At 47.6% G+C, this 17,467-nt stretch carries 21 protein-coding genes; 5 read left to right on the forward strand and 16 right to left on the reverse strand.

Going from position 1 to position 17,467, the window contains the following annotated elements; genetic code table 11:
- Positions 1–207: 207 nt before the first annotated feature.
- From MHH25_RS19440 to MHH25_RS19470, 7 genes are all read right to left on the reverse strand, one after another.
- Positions 208–1,032 carry a purine-nucleoside phosphorylase gene (locus tag MHH25_RS19440; protein WP_036607861.1) on the reverse strand — a complete coding sequence of 275 codons (825 nt, stop codon included), beginning with the start codon at positions 1,030–1,032 and terminating at the stop codon, positions 208–210.
- A 129-nt stretch (positions 1,033–1,161) separates the two neighbouring features.
- Positions 1,162–2,052 (reverse strand): tyrosine recombinase, encoded by an 891-nt coding sequence (locus tag MHH25_RS19445; RefSeq protein WP_105599514.1) that lies wholly within the window; start codon positions 2,050–2,052, stop codon positions 1,162–1,164.
- A 75-nt stretch (positions 2,053–2,127) separates the two neighbouring features.
- A complete protein-coding gene (locus MHH25_RS19450; protein WP_017687632.1) occupies positions 2,128–2,370 on the reverse strand; it encodes a DUF4227 family protein in 243 nt (80 codons plus the stop codon).
- A gap of 159 nt (positions 2,371–2,529) precedes the next feature.
- The gene (locus tag MHH25_RS19455; RefSeq protein ID WP_036607866.1) at positions 2,530–2,997 is read right to left on the reverse strand and encodes a Fur family transcriptional regulator; all 468 of its coding nucleotides are present in this window, start codon (positions 2,995–2,997) and stop codon (positions 2,530–2,532) included.
- Positions 2,998–3,104: 107 nt separating this feature from the next.
- Positions 3,105–3,734: a stage II sporulation protein M gene (spoIIM, locus tag MHH25_RS19460; protein ID WP_017687629.1), complete on the reverse strand. Its 630-nt coding sequence runs from the start codon at positions 3,732–3,734 to the stop codon at positions 3,105–3,107.
- Between the two features lie 160 nt (positions 3,735–3,894).
- Positions 3,895–5,115, reverse strand: coding sequence for an endonuclease Q family protein (locus tag MHH25_RS19465; RefSeq protein ID WP_340017835.1), 1,221 nt, complete (start codon positions 5,113–5,115; stop codon positions 3,895–3,897).
- 2 nt (positions 5,116–5,117) lie between these two features.
- On the reverse strand, positions 5,118–5,711 hold the full coding sequence (locus MHH25_RS19470) for an NUDIX hydrolase (RefSeq protein WP_340017836.1): 594 nt from the start codon (positions 5,709–5,711) through the stop codon (positions 5,118–5,120).
- Between the two features lie 349 nt (positions 5,712–6,060).
- Between MHH25_RS19470 and MHH25_RS19475 the strand changes: the two genes are divergently transcribed.
- Positions 6,061–6,195 (forward strand): Z-ring formation inhibitor MciZ, encoded by a 135-nt coding sequence (locus tag MHH25_RS19475; RefSeq protein WP_100527202.1) that lies wholly within the window; start codon positions 6,061–6,063, stop codon positions 6,193–6,195.
- Between the two features lie 112 nt (positions 6,196–6,307).
- Here MHH25_RS19475 and MHH25_RS19480 read toward each other — a convergent pair whose 3' ends face one another.
- On the reverse strand, positions 6,308–7,441 hold the full coding sequence (locus tag MHH25_RS19480; protein WP_340017837.1) for a M20/M25/M40 family metallo-hydrolase: 1,134 nt from the start codon (positions 7,439–7,441) through the stop codon (positions 6,308–6,310).
- Positions 7,442–7,707: 266 nt separating this feature from the next.
- Here MHH25_RS19480 and prli42 point away from each other — a divergent pair, with 266 nt between their 5' ends.
- Positions 7,708–7,809, forward strand: a complete 102-nt coding sequence (gene prli42 / locus MHH25_RS19485; protein ID WP_017687624.1) for a stressosome-associated protein Prli42 — start codon at positions 7,708–7,710, stop codon at positions 7,807–7,809.
- Positions 7,810–7,835: 26 nt separating this feature from the next.
- Here prli42 and lipB read toward each other — a convergent pair whose 3' ends face one another.
- The 5 genes from lipB to lpdA all read right to left on the reverse strand — a co-directional run bounded on the left by lipB (position 7,836) and on the right by lpdA (position 13,729).
- On the reverse strand, positions 7,836–8,543 hold the full coding sequence (gene lipB, locus MHH25_RS19490) for a lipoyl(octanoyl) transferase LipB (RefSeq protein ID WP_339782945.1): 708 nt from the start codon (positions 8,541–8,543) through the stop codon (positions 7,836–7,838).
- Between the two features lie 111 nt (positions 8,544–8,654).
- Entirely contained in the window at positions 8,655–10,100 is a 1,446-nt protein-coding gene (locus tag MHH25_RS19495) for a dihydrolipoamide acetyltransferase family protein (protein WP_340017839.1), read from the reverse strand.
- Positions 10,101–10,147: 47 nt separating this feature from the next.
- A complete protein-coding gene (locus tag MHH25_RS19500; RefSeq protein ID WP_017687621.1) occupies positions 10,148–11,134 on the reverse strand; it encodes an alpha-ketoacid dehydrogenase subunit beta in 987 nt (328 codons plus the stop codon).
- Positions 11,135–11,136: 2 nt separating this feature from the next.
- Positions 11,137–12,165, reverse strand: a complete 1,029-nt coding sequence (locus tag MHH25_RS19505) for a thiamine pyrophosphate-dependent dehydrogenase E1 component subunit alpha (RefSeq protein WP_036607878.1) — start codon at positions 12,163–12,165, stop codon at positions 11,137–11,139.
- Positions 12,166–12,304: 139 nt separating this feature from the next.
- The gene (gene lpdA, locus MHH25_RS19510) at positions 12,305–13,729 is read right to left on the reverse strand and encodes a dihydrolipoyl dehydrogenase (RefSeq protein ID WP_340017840.1); all 1,425 of its coding nucleotides are present in this window, start codon (positions 13,727–13,729) and stop codon (positions 12,305–12,307) included.
- Positions 13,730–13,959: 230 nt separating this feature from the next.
- On the opposite strand from lpdA, the gene MHH25_RS19515 reads away from it, so the two are divergent.
- Together MHH25_RS19515 and MHH25_RS19520 are read left to right on the forward strand one after the other, a co-directional pair.
- Complete coding sequence (locus MHH25_RS19515) at positions 13,960–14,271, forward strand: DUF2627 domain-containing protein (protein WP_036607881.1); 312 nt, start codon at positions 13,960–13,962, stop codon at positions 14,269–14,271.
- Positions 14,272–14,334: 63 nt separating this feature from the next.
- A complete protein-coding gene (locus tag MHH25_RS19520) occupies positions 14,335–14,682 on the forward strand; it encodes a potassium channel family protein (protein WP_192133999.1) in 348 nt (115 codons plus the stop codon).
- An 8-nt stretch (positions 14,683–14,690) separates the two neighbouring features.
- Here the strand turns inward: MHH25_RS19520 and MHH25_RS19525 are convergent, their stop codons facing one another.
- Positions 14,691–14,903 (reverse strand): hypothetical protein, encoded by a 213-nt coding sequence (locus MHH25_RS19525; protein WP_340017841.1) that lies wholly within the window; start codon positions 14,901–14,903, stop codon positions 14,691–14,693.
- A gap of 176 nt (positions 14,904–15,079) precedes the next feature.
- Here MHH25_RS19525 and MHH25_RS19530 point away from each other — a divergent pair, with 176 nt between their 5' ends.
- The gene (locus MHH25_RS19530; protein ID WP_017687615.1) at positions 15,080–15,679 is read left to right on the forward strand and encodes a thymidine kinase; all 600 of its coding nucleotides are present in this window, start codon (positions 15,080–15,082) and stop codon (positions 15,677–15,679) included.
- Positions 15,680–15,800: 121 nt separating this feature from the next.
- Here the strand turns inward: MHH25_RS19530 and MHH25_RS19535 are convergent, their stop codons facing one another.
- Both MHH25_RS19535 and MHH25_RS19540 read right to left on the reverse strand, forming a co-directional pair.
- Positions 15,801–16,277, reverse strand: a complete 477-nt coding sequence (locus tag MHH25_RS19535) for a hypothetical protein (RefSeq protein WP_017687614.1) — start codon at positions 16,275–16,277, stop codon at positions 15,801–15,803.
- Positions 16,278–16,811: 534 nt separating this feature from the next.
- Positions 16,812–17,462 (reverse strand): hypothetical protein, encoded by a 651-nt coding sequence (locus tag MHH25_RS19540; protein WP_340017842.1) that lies wholly within the window; start codon positions 17,460–17,462, stop codon positions 16,812–16,814.
- Positions 17,463–17,467 lie beyond the last annotated feature (5 nt).

Raw genomic sequence — 17,467 nt, forward strand, 5'->3', positions numbered from 1 at the left:
CATGTACTGCTAATCATTGTCGGCCCGTTTCCAGTAAATTATTCCATGTAAAGCATGATTTCCCGAACTTTTATTGAAAAATGTGGTCAAAGCAAAAAAACGTACTGCACTCAATGAATGAGTAACCGTACGTTTAACACAACAAAAAAAGGTTACCCCCCGATGATTTCTCATCCAAAGAGGTAATTTTCTCTACTCAAATCTTGCTTACATTTGCGGAATAACCGCCACTACCAGCGCCAGGAACGACTCACGAACACGTTCCGTCGTTTCCATCACCTCATCATGTGACAGCGGCTGGTCCAGAATTCCGGCAGCCATGTTGCTGATACAGGAAATACCGAGTACTTCCAGGCCTGCGTGGCGTGCCACGATCACTTCAGATACAGTGGACATACCCACTGCGTCTGCGCCCAATGTACGCAGCATTCTGATCTCTGCCGGTGTCTCATAGTTCGGACCGAGCATACCTGCGTATACCCCTTCACGTACGTTAAAACCTTGTGATGCGGCCGTATCCTTCGCCAGCGCACGCAAACGGCGGCTATATGCTTCGGACAGATCAGGGAAACGCACGCCCAGTGCAGCGTCATTTGGTCCGATCAGTGGATTTTTGCCTGTAAGATTTAAGTGATCAGAGATCAGCATCAAGTCTCCAGCTTCATACGACGTATTCACACCACCCGCAGCATTGGTTACAAGCAAGCTGCTTACACCCAGTTCTTTCATAACCCGTACCGGGAAAGCTGTCAATTCCGGACCATATCCTTCGTACATGTGGAAACGGCCTTTCATCATTACGACTGGACGACCTTTGATGGTTCCGACCAATAGTTCACCTTCATGTCCTTCTACTGTGGACACCGGAAAATGTGGAATATCCTGATAAGCGATGCTTACACCATCTTCAATCAGTTCTGCCAGTACGCCAAGACCCGAACCCAAAATCAAACCGACTTCCGGCTTGATGGAGCTTTTGCTTTGAATGTAAGATGCTGCTTCCGAAATCATTTGTTGGTTTAATGCTGTCATACGATGTATGTTCCTCCTTGAATTGAAACGATCCGTCTTATGTATAACGGCGTTTGGATGTATTCAATTTATTTTATCCTAAATCGGCCCAATGTTCCGCATTTATTTGTGAATGCCCTGCGTCAAAATCTATCTTGCCCTCGGATGATGGGTTTCATAGATTTCTTTCATGGTTTTGCGACCATGATTGCCGTATTGTTGTCCAGGCTGCTCCACGTGACCCAGCATGTCCTGAACCGCACGTGTATCCGCCCCATTGGCAATCAGGTGCGCCGCAAACGAATGACGCAGCGTATGCGGCGTAATTTCTTCCGAGATTCCCGCGTCCACCGCTGCTTTTTTGAGCAGCTTCCAGAAGCCCTGCCGGGTCAAACGTCTGCCGGATACATTCACGAATAGTGCCTGCTCGTCCGAATCGGTTTTGAGCAACTTGTTGCGGAATTCCTCCACATATACACTTGCCCAATGTGCTGCTGGTGCACCGATGGGAAGGATACGTTCCTTGCCCGCCCCACCGCATCGGATAAAGCGCATGCCTGGTTGAACATCTCGAATGTCAAGGGCAATCAGTTCCGAGACCCGAATACCCGTAGCATATAACAGTTCAAGCATCGCTCGATCTCTCACACCCTGCGGTGAACGAATATCAGGCGCTGTCAGCAGTTGTTCGATCTCCTGGATACTTAACACCTGTGGTGGCGTCTTGTCCGCCTTGGGAGCTTCCACATCAAACGTAGGGTCCTGTATAATATCACCCCGCCGCATCAAAAAATGAAAGTAGGAGCGCAGAGATACGATGCTGCGGGCAATGGTTGCATTGGCACGTCCTGCCTGTTTGAGTTGACCTGCAAACAGGACGACATGTGTGCGTCTGACCTGATCGGCTTCGCGTATGCCATATTCCTTATCTGCAAATTCAATGAACTTGTCCACGTCTCGGAGATACGATTCAAGCGTGCTGCTCGACATCCCTTTATCATCTTCCAAGTATAAGGCATAGGCGTGTATCGTCTGTTTCATGTACAACGCTCCTCAACTGACAGACCTGCCGTTCTGGCAGACTGCTCCCGTATTTGCATCCCTGGCTGTTTGAAGCTACTCCCCGTACCAATAGAACAAACGGAGACGCTCTGCCATCGTAGGACGTCCTTCTCCATTACCCGGCCAATCCGTTTCCTGAAATACTTTGATTGCATTGCCAGTCGGCATCTGATATTGATCCACAGGTGAGATCCAGCCATTAAACAGATCCAGAACATGATAGAACAGATAAACTAATGCAGCAAAAAATATAATAAATCGAATAAAACGGAGCCCTCTCCGCACTGATATAATCATAGGCGCGTCCCCCTCCTGATTCGAATCCGGTATTGTCCTTGAATCAGGGTATGTCCATAAACACAGGTTTATGCCATCCGGGGGAAACTCCAGATCATGTCCGGTGCCAAAAAAGCTCTCCCGTCAAAACCGCCGGTGAGAGCTTGAAGATATGCTATGTTATTCTTCATCTTTGGGTTTCTGTTCATTTTTAGCTTTGCAACGATAACAAATTCCATGAAAGTCCAGTCGGTGATCTACTACCGAGAAGTTGAATTCCCGCTCCAAACGCTCTTCAAGCGGTCCAAGCCAGTCTTCACGTATTTCATCCATACTTCCGCATTGAACACAGATTAAGTGATGATGGTGATGCTTGGATGTATCTCCGCGCAGATCATAACGCGCTACACCGTCGCCGAAGTTGATTTTCTCTACAACATGCAGCTCACTCAGCAGTTCGAGGGTACGGTACACGGTTGCCAGACCGATTTCGGGAGCCTTTTCTTTAACGAGCATGAATACGTCTTCTGCACTCAGATGATCTTCTTCATTCTCAAGAAGTACTCTTAAGGTGGCTTCCCGCTGGGGCGTTAATTTATATCCTTGGGACTGTAGTTGCTGCTTAATTTTATCAATCCGTGCTTCCATTTTCTCCCTCCCCCTAGGAAATCACTGCACACTGCAACTTAACCCACTCTTTTCATTATAGGGGGAGTGCGTAATTAAAGTCAACATTTTACACTATACGGTGCACGTTAGGCCGGTAGTAACATTGGCGTGACCCAGCGCATCATCGCAGGTGTAACCCATGTTTCAAAAGACGCCACGCCGAGCAGCAATGCAGCCATAACCAAAGTTAACACTATATATGAAGCAAAAGGCCTTTGTCGACCAGGTGTTCGCTGCATCAAAACACGATTGCGAATGATGTATAACGAGAACGTCATCGCCGCCACACTGCAGATCAGAAGGATCGGAATGACAAATAGATTATGCGGTGCCACGGACACCAGTGCAAACAGCAGCCCTTTCCAGGAATACTGCCCAACAAGGTACCCCACTGTGAATCCAATGAGCACACCTTTTAGAAAATCCAGAACCAGTATACCAGGTAGTCCAACGACGGATAAACCCAGAATAAAGATCAGACCCACCCATTTCAGATGGAGCATGGCAATGTCCCAATATGCCCCGGTCTCAGTCACCTGTGCACTGTGCTGCACGGTCATGAAGAAATTGCCGAGATAACCCTCCAGATCCTGACGTTGCTCAAGAGACAATGCGTTCACCATGAGCGCACCAAAAATGACGCCGACCAGAAACAAGACAGCCACAAATACATATAACGAAGTCTGACCTTTAAATGTAAAGTAGGAAGAGCGCATACAGGTACGAGTCCCCTTTCCGGTATCATGCTGCAAGGATTCTCAGTTACATCCTCATAGTCATTCTTATGAACCGGAACGCACCTGTATGACTTCTTGTCCAGATTGGCTCTACGTGAAGTGAAGCTTTATCAGTTGAACCTAGGAGTATTTACACGGGTCACTCCGAAGCTTTTTCCTGAACAGCAACTTTACCGTACGTGCCGCCACCTCCGGAGGACAGCTCCAGTTGTCCGTTCCGTGCAGCCACAATCAGGCCTGCCAGCACAGGTCCAACAACCGCAGCAAGCTCTTCCTCACGCGTGCGATGAAGTACGTTCATTTCTGTACCAAAATGGTCCAGTAGCTGGCGCAGTTTGGCTTTGCCAAGTCCCGGGATGAACTCCAGTGGCACCTGATAATGATAGGCTGGTCTGTTTGCAGGAACATGAGGATTCTCTCGATCAGAGATCGCCAGGATGCGATCCAGCACCCCCTGCACCAGCTTCAGACTACCACAGTGCGGACAACGCTCTGCTGACATCGCTTGCTCGTCCATAATGCTGCCACATGCTGCACAGTAAGTACGGTGATATTTGCCTAGCCTTGGATTCAGTCCATAATTGGCAGCTATGCTCCTGCCGGCTTCTCCTTGAAGTGCCATACGGAATTCATCAAAAGAAGGTGCAGCCACTTGCAGTTCATTATACTCCCGTCCAATCTTACCGAGAGAGTGGGCATCCGAATTGGTCAGGAACGGAACATGATCCAGCTCCCGAATATAACTTGCCATGGATGAGTCCGAGCTTAACCCCAGCTCTACCGCATCCACTAGACTAGTATCCAGCACATCGCCCATACGGGACGCAGTACTGCCATAAATGCCTTTATGCGGTGTAAACACATGTGCAGGCACAATAAGTCCACCACGGGCCTTAATCTCCGCCTGCATCTCAAGTGCGGGCACGTAGACCCGCTGAGAACTGAGATTCACATTTTTCATATAACGTTTCATCCAGTCCGTGAAGGACTTCATCGTTTTCAAATCACGGAAGTACGCCAGCATATGGAACTCACGCATTCCAGGCTCGCGCAACTCAATCTCTGTACCCAGCAGAATGGTCGTGTCCTGGTAGGCAATACCGCCGCCCTCAATCTCGGACATGGTGCCACTCTCCAGCAATTGCTCAATATCCATCTGTACAACCGGAGAATGACAATCAATAACACCAAGTAAATGAATTCCTTTGCGATCCGATGCTTCCCGGGCAATATTCTCAAATGTCAGATCACGACTGCCGCTGATTTTCACGGCCTCCCCACGTGAGGTTCGTCCGATGTGGATATGCAGGTCTGTATAACAGGGCTCCCACATCGTGGACGTTTCCAGTTGATCTTGCATCCTTAGAACCGTCCTGTCGTTCTGTAAAGGTCCCACGCGTACACGGCCATCATCGTTTTGGCATCGCTAATCCGGTTCTCGTCCATAAGCGCATAAGCTTCCTCCAGAGTTATTTCGGCAACTTCAAGGAATTCATCTTCGTCCAGCGCCATGTCCCCTGCTTCCAACTCTTCAGCGATGTAAAGATGAATGATCTCATCTGCGAACCCCGGTGACGTGTAAAACGAACGCAAATGACGCAGCGACTTGGCTACATATCCCGTCTCTTCTCGCAATTCACGTGCTGCGGCAACTTCCGGCTCTTCTCCCGGGTCCAGTTTTCCCGCAGGAATCTCCACTTCGGTGCGTCCCATTGCCTGACGATACTGATCCACAACAAGCATGCGATCCCCATTCAGAGCGAGTACAGCTACCGCTCCAGGGTGCCGGATTATTTCACGTGTAGCCGTCTGGCCATTCGGTAGTTTAACGGTATCGACTTGAAGCGAAATCACTTTGCCCTCGAAGATTGGCTTAGTGGATACGGTCACTTCATCTAGTTTTGGATTGGCAGGTTGCGCCTCGTGGATGGATTGGGCAGATTGATTTGGTTTCATTGGTTCTTCAACTCCATATCGTAGGATTATATATAAATGGACTAAAAATATTTACACTAACCACTCCGATGACAGAACAACCCTTCGATCGCTGTTATCCCCAGATTTTTTTTGATTTGTTTCTCTAATAGATAAAATTTGGTGATAGCTTATGCTTACGATGCAGCTTTCTTTCAGAAAGCTTTTAGGCGAACGCTCCGCTTCTCTTGGTTATTTCTGTCCTCTCCGTTCTTGTGTAAAGGATTAGCTCAATTTATACATTCGATTAATGTATAAATCTCTGATTTTGGGCATATGGTGAGCGTATAGGATTCTCACAGCAAATATAAACGAATCAGGGGGACTTTCAATGAACAGTTATATGACGCCTCAATCCTTACACGTGGTAGGACAAGCCCGGCAAGTACAGCTCATACTCAAACAATGGTTGCGCGAGTGGGGCCCGGATGCCAAGTTAATCGATCTCCTCGCTGGACGCAAATAAACGAGTTTCTCCCATGAAATATAACATGAATTCACAAAAAGTCCGAATCCGATACAGATAGACCGGGTTCGGACTTTTGTCTAACAACATGTGAGGTAACATGTGCTCTATATTATTTCTTGTCAGCTGCCGTTTCCTGAATAATAGCTACGACTACCTGGGATAACTTCACAATGTCTTCGGCACGAATACGTTCTTTGGTTGTATGAATATCTTCATACCCTACCGCCAGATTCACTGTCGGAAGGTCGAATCCGTTAAAGATATTGGCATCACTGCCACCACCGGAAGCAAACGTACTTGTCTCCAGGCCAATACTGCGGATGGCACGTTGTGCAAGTTGTACAACTTCGTGTTCATCATGGAAGCCAAATGCAGGGTAAAGGATCTCACTTCTGAATTCAGCTGTTGCACCGTATTTGCGACATGTCGTTTCCAACGCGTCACGCATCTGTGCAACCTGCAATTCAACTTTCTCCTGAACAATACTGCGAGCTTCCGCTTCAAGCTGTACAAAGTCACATACCACGTTGAGTGCTGATCCACCTTGGAATTTACCGATGTTCGCTGTCGTCTCATCATCAATTCTGCCCAGTGTCATCGCTGCAATCGCTTTGGCTGCAACTTGAATGGCGCTGATCCCGTCTTCCGGGTTCACGCCCGCATGTGCGGACTTACCATAGATGCTCATTTGAATTTCAGCTCTCGCTGGAGCAGCAACACAGATCGTCCCTACAGCTCCATTAGAATCCAGCGCATAACCGAACTCGGCATCGATATCCTTCGGATTCATCGCACGTGCGCCCACCAGGCCAGACTCTTCGCCAACTGTAATGACCAATTGAATTTTACCATGAGGAATCTTGTTTTCCTGGATCACACGAATCGCTTCGAACAATGCCGCAATTCCTGCTTTATCATCTGCTCCCAGGATCGTTGTTCCATCACTGCGAATCCAGCCATCTTCACCCAGTTCAGGCTTGATTCCCTGTCCCGGCGTTACGGTGTCCATATGACATGTGAAAAAGATCGGTGCAACCCCTTCTGTTCCTTCGGCTTCCCAGGTAATGACGAGATTTCCGGCGCCATGTCCGGTTTGCTCCATGGTGTCGTCCTCATAGACATGAAGACCAAGCTCTGCAAACTGTTCTTTTAACACCTTCGAGATGTTCTGTTCATTTTTCGTTTCACTATCAATCTGCACCAGTTCCATGAACTGATCGATAACACGTTGTTGTTTAATCATAGGACTTTCCTCCCTCTCGTGGATACGGTACAATACAATTACTATGGCTTGTTTATTTTATGAGGTTGTTCAAAAAGTCTGCTTTTGATTACGAAGGATGCCTGGCGGCATCATCAGCATCGAATATGGAATTCAGCCGAAATGTCCGTTGCTCACGTAGTTTTCCCTACGCTCCGCTACTCCATTTCTAGCTTCATCCCATCTTCTTGGTACTGAAAACCAGTCTTTTTGAACATACACTTTATGTTGAAAGGAGTTCTCTCATCATGCAAAAAAAGAAATGGTTCAAAATCATCATCTATCTCATGCTGATCGCCATGATCGGGTCCACCCTTTTCATCGCTCTCGAACCGTTGCTGTTCGGATAGCAACCTAAAGCCTTTCGACGAACTGTTTACAGACGTTGAAGGGCTTCTTTTTCCGTGACCCAATTAATCTTATACGGAAAGATACGATTAAAGTACGGAACAATCTCCTGCGCTACCTGCTCCACCGCATAGGACTTGCCCGTTATATCCTCCAGTGAGGTAACGCCATACTGCTCAATCCCACAAGGAACAATCCCCTGAAAACCTGCATGTTGAATGCCTGAGCTGATGTTAAAAGCAAACCCGTGACTGGTCACAAAACCGCGGCGATGTTTGCAACGATTAAACTTGATGCCGATTGCAGCAATCTTCATATCGCCAATCCACACACCCGTGTAACCCTCTTTGCGTCCGGCTTCAATGCCCTGGTCTGCGAGATAATCCATAAGTACCTGCTCAAGTTTCCGTAAATAGCCGTGCAGATCCAAGTCTTCATCCCGACCAAGAATCAATAACGGGTAACCTACCAACTGGCCCGGGCCATGATAAGTAATATCACCGCCGCGGTCAATTTGAAACAAAGAAATCCCTTGCTCACGCAACTCTTCCGGACTGAGAAGCAGATGCTCCGGATGATTTTGTGAGCCGATCGTATACGTTGGCGGGTGCTGTAAAAGCAGCATCTGCTCCGCTCCCTCGCCCTCGTCCAATCGCTGCACAATCGCTTTCTGGCGGTTCCAAGCCTCTTCATAATCAAGCATTGGTATGTATGCAACATCCAGCGGCTTGCTCATGATTCCCCACACCCTTCTGCTTCAGGTTCAGTCTACAATTGAGCACCTGCCCGTAGACAGCAGGAAAAGTGCACGGCCTCCGGCACATACACTTTCCCGACAACTATTTACTTAATACACTTTGGTCTCCATGGTATATCCTTCAAGGTTTTCTTTGACACGTTGCAAGAAACGTCCGCTGATTACGCCATCCAGGATTCGGTGATCCAGCGACAGACACAGGTTAGCCATCGAGCGAACAGCGATCATATCATTAATAACCACTGGTTTCTTGACAATCGACTCAAATGTAAGAATCGCTGCCTGTGGATAGTTAATGATCGGCTGGGACAGGATCGAACCAAATGAACCGGTGTTGTTCACCGTGAACGTACCACCTTGCATATGGTCCAGCTTCAACGTTCCTTCACGTGTTTTGCGAGCCAGTTCATCCACTTCACGGGCCAGACCTGCAATATTTCGCTGATCGGCATGTTTGATTACGGGTGTAAGTACGGAATCTTCGGTTCCTACCGCCATGGACAGGTTAATGTCCCGTTTGACGATAATTTTGTCTACTGCCCATACCGAGTTCATGATCGGGTAGTCTTTAATCGCGTTAACGACTCCCTTCATCATGAAGGACAGATATGTCAGATTGATGCCTTCCTTACGCTTGAACTCATCCTTGAGTTTATTACGCAGCATCACAAGATTTGTTACATCCACTTCGATCATCGTCCATGCATGCGGGATTTCCGATACGCTTTGACGCATGTTCCGGGCAATGGCATTACGCACAGGGGTAACATCAATGAAATACTCCGATCTTCCCTGGCCGCCACCTTCCACTTCGATCTGTGGAATTTTCGGGCTTTCGGTTAGATGAATGCCTGAATGTCTCACAGGAACACCTGCATCAGACGCTGAGATCGCTTCTCCAGCGGTTAAACCCATTTCTCCATTTCCACGATTCACTCCGCTGAATGGAGAAGCAGACGGCACACCAGAAGGTGTATGCTGCGCTGCAGGAGATGATGCTTGTGCAGACGATCCAGCCGCGTTACCTCCCTGTGCAACAAATGCCAGCACATCTTTGCGGGTAATACGACCACCGGCTCCAGTGCCTTGGATGCTTTGCAAGTTCAAACCATGCTCTGCTGCCAAGGATTGCACTGCCGGGGAATACCGATTGCGCATCGGCTGGTTGGGATCATGTGCTGCTGTATTTGACGCGGCAACAGGAGTAGGGTTCGCATGTTGCTGCACTTGCTCCTGTTGCTGCGATACTTGTGTTACTTGCTCAGCCGCTTCTTCGTCAGAAGCTGCGACCTGCATGCGGCAGATTGCTTCACCAACAGCAATCGTTGTGCCCTCTTCCACCAAAAGGTCACCCATAATTCCATCCACAGTGGATGGAATCTCGGCATTAACTTTATCAGTGATTACTTCACAGATCGGCTCGTACTGTTCCACACGGTCGCCCGGTTTTTTCAACCATTTGCCTATGGTAGCCGAGACCAGCGATTCCGCCAATTGCGGCATAATGACCTCGATCCATTTCATACGTTCAGCCATTTGATTATCACTCCAAACTTTACTTTTAAACGATCCAAATAACGAAATTAAAACTCGGCAAGTGTACGCATTGCTGCTTTGGCTTTGTCCTTGCTCAGCATGTAGAATTTCTCCAATGTTGGGCTAATTGGCATGGCCGGCACATCAGGTCCGCAGAGACGCTGAATCGGTGCATCCAGTTCAAATAGACATTCCTCACTAATAATTGCAGCAACTTCGGCACCTACACCACCCGTTTTGTTATCTTCGTGTACAATCAGCACTTTGCCTGTCAGACGAGCGGAAGCAATAATCGCTTCACGATCCAACGGTTGCAATGTGCGCAGATCCAGGACGTGTGCTGTAATGCCTTCTTCACGCTCCAGCTCCTCAGCCGCCTGCATTACAAAATGTAGCGGCTGACTGTAACCGATCACCGTAATATCCGCACCCTCACGAAGTACGTTGGCTTTACCAATCGGAACGATGTAATCATCTTCAGGCACATCTTCCTTGATAAGCTTGTAGCATTTTTTATTTTCAAAAAAGAGTACCGGGTCCGGGTCGCGAATAGCGGCCTTGAGCAGTCCCTTGGCATCGTATGCCGAGTAGGGAGCTATAATTTTCAGACCAGGTGTACCAAAGAAAATCGATTCCGGACATTGGGAGTGATACAACCCACCGAAGATCCCGCCACCAATCGGCGCACGGATAACAATCGGACAACTCCAGTCATTGTTGGAACGATAGCGGATCTTCGCCGCTTCACTAATGATCTGGTTGGTTGCCGGCAACATGAAGTCCGAATATTGCATTTCGGCAATCGGCTTCATGCCATACATCGCTGCACCAATGGCAACACCTGCAATAGCGGATTCAGATAAAGGTGTGTCCATCACTCGCATTTCGCCAAACTGATCTTGCAGTCCTTTAGTTGTGGTAAACACACCACCTTTAAGACCTACGTCTTCACCAAGGATAAAAACATTCTCATCCCGTTCCATCTCTTCTTTCATCGCGAGACGGATTGCATCAATATATTCCATCACTGCCATACTTACCGTCCCCCTTCTTCGCTGTCCGCATAAACGTGCGTCAGAGTGTCCTCAGGTTTAGGATATGGCGCGTTGTCTGCATATTCAGTTGCTTCTTTCATTTCCATCGCAAGCTGCGAAGCCAGATCCGCATCCCGGGCTTCGTCCCAGATGCCGCAATCGATCAAGTAGTTCTTCATGCGAGGAACGCCATCTTTCTTCCAGTTCTCCTCAACTTCCTCTTTGGTCCGATAAGCCAGATCATTATCGGAGGTGGAATGAGGTGACAACCGATACATCATCGCTTCAATCAGTGTTGGGCCTTCTCCGGCTATAGCACGGCGACGTGCTTCCTTCACTGCAGCGTATACTTCTAATGCATCGTTTCCATCTACACGCAGTCCAGGGAACCCGTATCCTTGTGCTCGATCGGATATTTTGCCGCTCAACTGTTTGTGAATCGGTACCGAAATTGCATATTGATTGTTCTCACACATAATAATGACAGGCAATTTATGCACACCTGCAAAGTTGGCTCCCTCGTGGAAGTCACCCTGATTGCTTGATCCTTCGCCAAACGTAACAAAAGAAACAAATTCCTGCTTCTTCATTTTGGCAGCCAGCGCAAATCCAACAGCGTGCGGAACCTGTGTTGTAACCGGGCTGGAACCCGTCACAATCCGTAGCTTTTTGTGACCGAAGTGACCCGGCATTTGCCGACCGCCACTATTCGGATCTTCCGCTTTTGCAAAAGCAGACAGCATCAACTCACGCGGAGTCATGCCTACCGCCAGTACAAAGCCGTAATCGCGGTAATAAGGTAAATAATAATCGTGATCCCGATCCAGACCAAAAGCAGCGCCTACTTGCGCAGCTTCCTGTCCTACACCGGATACGTGAAAGTTAATTTTGCCAGCCCGTTGCAAGAGCAAGCAACGCTCGTCAAACTTGCGTGCGAGCAGCATGTATTTGTACATATCCAATACTTCACCATCGCTAAGTCCCAGCTGTTGATGCCGGTGGACCGCGTCTGCAGTACCTTGTGAACTCATATGAGGTACCTCCTTTTAATCAGAGCCTGTGCCACTCTTACTACCCGATCTTATAACCTGGTACTAAGACTTGGCTTAACCTTATTATAATCCCTTTTACCCAAAAAAGGAAAGGACCTTTCTCATAAGCTTGTTTGGCTTACATCCCAATGGCCTTTCCATCGACCGCCAACATGGCTTCACCCATAATTTCTGACAGAGAAGGGTGCGGATGAATGGTTTGTCCGACTTCCCAAGGTGTGGCATCCAGCATCTGAGCCAGAGAGGCCTCAGCGATTAATTCCGTCACATGGGTGCCAATCATATGTACCCCCAATATATCATTCGTCTTGGCATCTGCGATCACCTTCACGAATCCATCCCGACTTCCGTGAATGAGTGATTTGCCAATAGCCGAAAATGGGAACTTCCCTGTTTTGAGTTCATAGCCACGTTCTTTGGCTTCACGCTCGGTGAATCCGATGCTGGCTGCTTCCGGACGTGTATACACACAGCGCGGGATACGGTGGGATTCTACGGCATGTACCGTTTCGTCCGCCAGATGATCGACAGCGAGAATGCCTTCATGACTTGCGGCATGTGCAAGCTGCAAACCGCCGATGCAGTCACCAATGGCGTAGATGTGACCTTCACCGGTCTGTAACTGTTTGTTCACAGCGATGAACCCACGCTCCAGTTTGATATCTGTATTTTCGAGTCCGATATTTTCGACATTAGCCTGACGTCCAACCGACACGAGCATTTTCTCCGCTCTCAGCGTTTCCTGCTTATCGTTACCAAGCTGCACATCAATCTGGATGCCCTCTTGATCCGTGTTATATGTTTCCGTTAGAACAGTGGCGCCCGTCAGGAAACGAACACCCCGTTTGCCAAGCAATCGCTGCATTTCTCTGGCAACATCCTCATCCTCGGCAGGCAACACGTGAGCAGCTGCTTCTACTACTGTGATGTCTACGCCAAAGTCATTCAGCATGGATGCCCACTCCAGTCCAATCACACCCCCACCGACAATGATGAGTGATGCAGGAAGTTCATCCATACGCAGGGCTTCGTCGCTGCTCATTATGAATTTGCCGTCCGGTTCCAGGCCCGGCAGCACACGAGGACGCGAACCAGTGGCAATGATGAGATTGGTTGGTACAACCGTATCCATCTCGCCATCTTCAAACTCCACAGCGACTGCTCCGCTCTGCGGTGAGAAGATGGATGGTCCGATGACGCGACCTTTCGCGTGTACAACCTGGATTTTATTTTTTTTCATCAAATACTGAACGCCCTGATGGAGCTGTTCGACAATTGCATCCTTGCGTGCCTGTACTTTGGGAAATACAAGTGTAGCTCCAGCTGTCTCGATACCATACGTCTCGCTCTCCTGGATCTCGGCGTATACTTCCGCGCTTTTCAGCAAAGCCTTACTCGGAATACAGCCACGATGCAGACAGGTTCCACCAAGCTTGTCCTTCTCAATAATAACGACTTGTTTCCCCAGCTGTGCAGCCCGGATTGCGGCTACATATCCACCGGTTCCTCCTCCAAGAATTGCAACATCACATGTAATTGGCATCTCTCATGCTCTCCTCTATGAATCAAATTTCAATATCATTTATGATGGCTTAAATCATGGTTTAGCTTATACCCTCTATATGCCATTGTACTCTCCTTGAGCGGTCAACTCAAAGTTTAAAGCAATCACACATGGACAGCCTATGCATTCCAAGCTATGATGGAATCAGGTATGATCTGTAAGCGTAACCTTTATTTAATGTCGACTTTGGCAGAAAGGGTATAATGCTCATGAATACAAGATTGGTCTTTGCGCGATTTTTGGCAATTGTTGTTCTGGTCATCCCCGGGTTAATGGCAATGAAGGGTTTTCTGATGATGAAAGATGCCCTGTTCCTATATTATGCCGAGCACGGGAACGAACTAATTTCACCAGGATTCCAGTGGCTTTCCTTTGGCGGTGGACTTGTCCTTTTTGCCGCAGGTATGAGTTTTCTGGGAGGCTGGATCCTGTTCCGTGACCGCAAGCGTAATTATGTAGGTCCCCGTTTCCGGTCCAAAAGTGTACCCGAAAAAGCAGAGACGCCCGGAAGGACTCCATGAGTCCGGGCTTTTTGTGTGTTTATACAACACACCGCCTACTTTACATAGACAGGATGGATCATCATGGTATCATTTCTAATCACGTTACAACGATTGCTCAAAGGCATTTTCCATGCGTTCAAAGACCCTAAGTTTCTGGCTCTGTTCGCGTTAACGGCAGCAACGTTGCTGTCAGGCACTTTATTTTACACTCGTGTTGAAGGTCTGCACTGGATCGATGCGTTATACTTCTGTGCGGTTACCCTGACTACGGTGGGACATCCTGAGTTTGTACCATCCACCGGATTCAGCAAAGCCTTTACCGTAATCTACATGTTTGCAGGCATTGGTCTCACCTTTGCCATGATTGCCAGAATTACAGCAGGTATTCTATTCCCTCGCAAATTAAAGACAGAAGAGGACCCGGAGTAATCTCCGGGTCATTCGTATAAGGCATCCCGCAGTTTGGTAGACATACGCGATTCTTTGGAAGAAGACTTCAAGATCGTTCTACGCAAGGTAAGGTTACTTGCCTGCAGTCTCTCCGCTTCTGCGAACAGTTCTGCAAATAACGCCTGCGTCTCTTCATCTAGAGATCCCTGTTCTTTCAGGCTTTCATATCGCTCTTGAAGGGATGTTAATGCTTCACTCATACTAAACACCTCTTTTCACAACTCCTGTTAACTAGCTGCCGTAACCAATACCTTAACAATCCATATAGTAACACAAAGCTGTGCAGATTAGTTCTGGCTCTTTCCAAAGATTTTGTGGTACTCTGTAAAGGTCGCTTTTTTTGTTGAATCCCGTATGTGAGAGGAGTAGCAGCACCGTGCAAACAGGACGTATTACCGTAATTACTGGACCCATGTTCAGTGAAAAATCCGGTGAACTCATTCGCCGTTGTCAGAAATTAATACAATTTGGCCGTAAAAAGGTTGTGGCCTACAAACCAGCCGAGGATAATCGGTTTGCCCAGGACGAGATCGTAAGCCGAATTGGTTATCGACTCCCTGCCCATTCCATTCCCCGGCAATTAACCCCGGAATCCGTAGAAATGATCTTGAACCAAACCATAGATGCTGATGTTGTTGCATTTGATGAAGTACAATTTTTCAGCAGTGCCATTATGGAACTTGTCTCGGAGTTAGCGTATTGTGGCAAACATGTCATTGTGGACGGACTTAATATGGATTACCGTGGTAAGGAATTCGGATATGTCGGTGGTTTGCTTGCCATGGCAGACGACATTGAGAAACTCTCGGCTTTCTGTGCGGTATGTGGTAGCCCAGATGCAGCCTTTACGCAACGTATCGTCAATGGGGAGCCTGTTACCTTGGGTCCGGTTGTCATGATTGGCGATTCAGAAGCTTACGAGCCACGCTGTCGTTGCTGCTTCATTCCTCCTCACAAAGTTGAATGCTCATCATAATTCCTAAAAGATCGATCTTAGATATCTTCCAAAAAGGCCCCTTGGGGCTTTTTTTGTTATAGAGCAAACATTCGCACAAAAAAGCACCGCTTCGCAGCGATGCTTTCAGAGTCACTTCCCGCTAGTCACGGGAAACAAAATATTTGTTGGTCATGTAGTAAGCGTCACCACGCGACGTTTCCACCATTCCTTTTTTGGCATCCAAAAATACAATCTCTTTACACTTTGTGCAGTACCATTTTGTGCGCTTGTATGGGGATTCCGTCACATAAGCCGTGCCACATTTACAATCAATCTTCATTAATAACTCGGTTGATTTATAAGCACTGGACAAGCGTTCCAGGTTATCCTGCTGCTGTGTAGGCATAATGGTCTGCTGATAATCCGATAAATGATTTTGAACCTTGAAGTCTGCTACCAATCCTGCATTCAATCCAAAAAACTCCTTGCCGATTTCGGTCACGAAGCGCTTCTCATTTCTGTAGCAATCCAGCCACTCAATAATCTGCTTATTAGACAGTGGAACCGTACCCTTGATACCGCTGTTTAAGGTGTAGGTCATGATGTATAAAGTATCGTCTTGTCTACCTGAGTACATTAGAATCCTCCTTCGAATACATTTGCTAATGTACTACAAAAACGCGCATAAATCAAAAAAATCTTATTTCCTGAGCGCATCTCTTCTTATTAAATGGGAAACATTCCACGTTCATCCGCCAAAGACTTACAAGAACTGCATACACCTGAAACATTTCCCTGTGGCGCCGCATAATGCACGACCGATTTAACGTTTTTCTTGCATATGGAACAGTAGTGCCTCCTTTCCTTTTTTGGGATATAGTCCGATAGCTGAACCACGTTTTTGTTCGGTCGGAATCGTTGTAAGAAACCCGGCCATTTCATCTCGCTTCACTCTTTCTTGTTCGTCTACTTCGTAGTCATTTTTTTACTCTGGGCTAATAATCATCTCGTCTTTTTTTATGTATACGATTCCAAGTTGTGCGTGCCTATCTCATAATCTATTCGACGTTTTGGGCGTTTTTCCTGTTTTTAATCTCTACACATATAAAAAAAACCGACAGAACCTGCTCTCCTTTTTTTCGGAAGAACAGTATTTTAGTCGGTTCCAGCCTTATTTATAAAAAGTTCCCAGAACGTCCAGCTCTGATGAGCGCTCAATTCGAAATGGATAGATATACCCCTGATTCATTCGGGTAAATTTGCGGCTCCACAGATCCAGTCCCGATGTGAACTGATAGGCCTGATATATAAACTTGGAGCAGTAATTGCGCTCAATACTGCGCAGATTGGTCTGCAAACGGTAGAATTTTACCTGCTTGTAATGGTCATGTACCCACCCGGCTGCTTTCATTCCTGCCTCATTCAATCTGGAACGGAATACAATGAAGCGATCTCCTTCATAAAACCTCGTGAGATACCACTCTAATGAATCAGCAAATACAGGCCCATAAGGGTGCACATGATACACCTTGCCGTCGAGACCGATAATGCCCATATGCCCGGCGTAATACGTCGATTCCGAGCTTGGCGTGTACACAATATCCCCTGGCTCTAGCTTCATTTCGCCCAACACGTTAATAGGCAAGTCCTGGTGCAGCCGTTTGGCTGCTGAGCGTTCACGCCGACCTTCAACCAACAAGCGATGAAGCGCGCCAGCCAGTGCGAGATACATTTCAGACCATTTGATCTTTTTTTTATCAGATCGTTTGAACCACCGCTGGATGAAGGCGAAACCTCGTTGTGGCTGTGATCCCTTTTTCATACGCT

The organism is Paenibacillus sp. FSL H3-0457, assembly GCF_037981725.1.
Lineage (GTDB): Bacteria > Bacillota > Bacilli > Paenibacillales > Paenibacillaceae > Paenibacillus > Paenibacillus amylolyticus.

Excerpts from the sequence above, each read along its gene's own strand:
- MHH25_RS19450 (WP_017687632.1), bottom strand. The coding sequence starts at position 2,370 with ATGATTATATCAGTGCGGAGAGGGCTCCGTTTTATTCGATTTATTATA.
- MHH25_RS19480 (WP_340017837.1), bottom strand. The coding sequence starts at position 7,441 with ATGATTAAACAACAACGTGTTATCGATCAGTTCATGGAACTGGTGCAG.
- MHH25_RS19540 (WP_340017842.1), bottom strand. The coding sequence starts at position 17,462 with ATGAAAAAGGGATCACAGCCACAACGAGGTTTCGCCTTCATCCAGCGG.
- prli42 (WP_017687624.1), top strand. The coding sequence starts at position 7,708 with ATGCAAAAAAAGAAATGGTTCAAAATCATCATCTATCTCATGCTGATC.
- MHH25_RS19465 (WP_340017835.1), bottom strand. The coding sequence starts at position 5,115 with ATGCAAGATCAACTGGAAACGTCCACGATGTGGGAGCCCTGTTATACA.
- MHH25_RS19520 (WP_192133999.1), top strand. The coding sequence starts at position 14,335 with ATGGTATCATTTCTAATCACGTTACAACGATTGCTCAAAGGCATTTTC.
- MHH25_RS19455 (WP_036607866.1), bottom strand. The coding sequence starts at position 2,997 with ATGGAAGCACGGATTGATAAAATTAAGCAGCAACTACAGTCCCAAGGA.
- MHH25_RS19440 (WP_036607861.1), bottom strand. The coding sequence starts at position 1,032 with ATGACAGCATTAAACCAACAAATGATTTCGGAAGCAGCATCTTACATT.
- lipB (WP_339782945.1), bottom strand. The coding sequence starts at position 8,543 with ATGAGCAAGCCGCTGGATGTTGCATACATACCAATGCTTGATTATGAA.
- MHH25_RS19475 (WP_100527202.1), top strand. The coding sequence starts at position 6,061 with ATGAACAGTTATATGACGCCTCAATCCTTACACGTGGTAGGACAAGCC.
- spoIIM (WP_017687629.1), bottom strand. The coding sequence starts at position 3,734 with ATGCGCTCTTCCTACTTTACATTTAAAGGTCAGACTTCGTTATATGTA.
- MHH25_RS19505 (WP_036607878.1), bottom strand. The coding sequence starts at position 12,165 with ATGAGTTCACAAGGTACTGCAGACGCGGTCCACCGGCATCAACAGCTG.
- MHH25_RS19535 (WP_017687614.1), bottom strand. The coding sequence starts at position 16,277 with ATGTACTCAGGTAGACAAGACGATACTTTATACATCATGACCTACACC.
- MHH25_RS19515 (WP_036607881.1), top strand. The coding sequence starts at position 13,960 with ATGAATACAAGATTGGTCTTTGCGCGATTTTTGGCAATTGTTGTTCTG.
- MHH25_RS19445 (WP_105599514.1), bottom strand. The coding sequence starts at position 2,052 with ATGAAACAGACGATACACGCCTATGCCTTATACTTGGAAGATGATAAA.
- MHH25_RS19525 (WP_340017841.1), bottom strand. The coding sequence starts at position 14,903 with ATGAGTGAAGCATTAACATCCCTTCAAGAGCGATATGAAAGCCTGAAA.
- MHH25_RS19470 (WP_340017836.1), bottom strand. The coding sequence starts at position 5,711 with ATGAAACCAAATCAATCTGCCCAATCCATCCACGAGGCGCAACCTGCC.
- lpdA (WP_340017840.1), bottom strand. The coding sequence starts at position 13,729 with ATGCCAATTACATGTGATGTTGCAATTCTTGGAGGAGGAACCGGTGGA.
- MHH25_RS19495 (WP_340017839.1), bottom strand. The coding sequence starts at position 10,100 with ATGGCTGAACGTATGAAATGGATCGAGGTCATTATGCCGCAATTGGCG.
- MHH25_RS19500 (WP_017687621.1), bottom strand. The coding sequence starts at position 11,134 with ATGGCAGTGATGGAATATATTGATGCAATCCGTCTCGCGATGAAAGAA.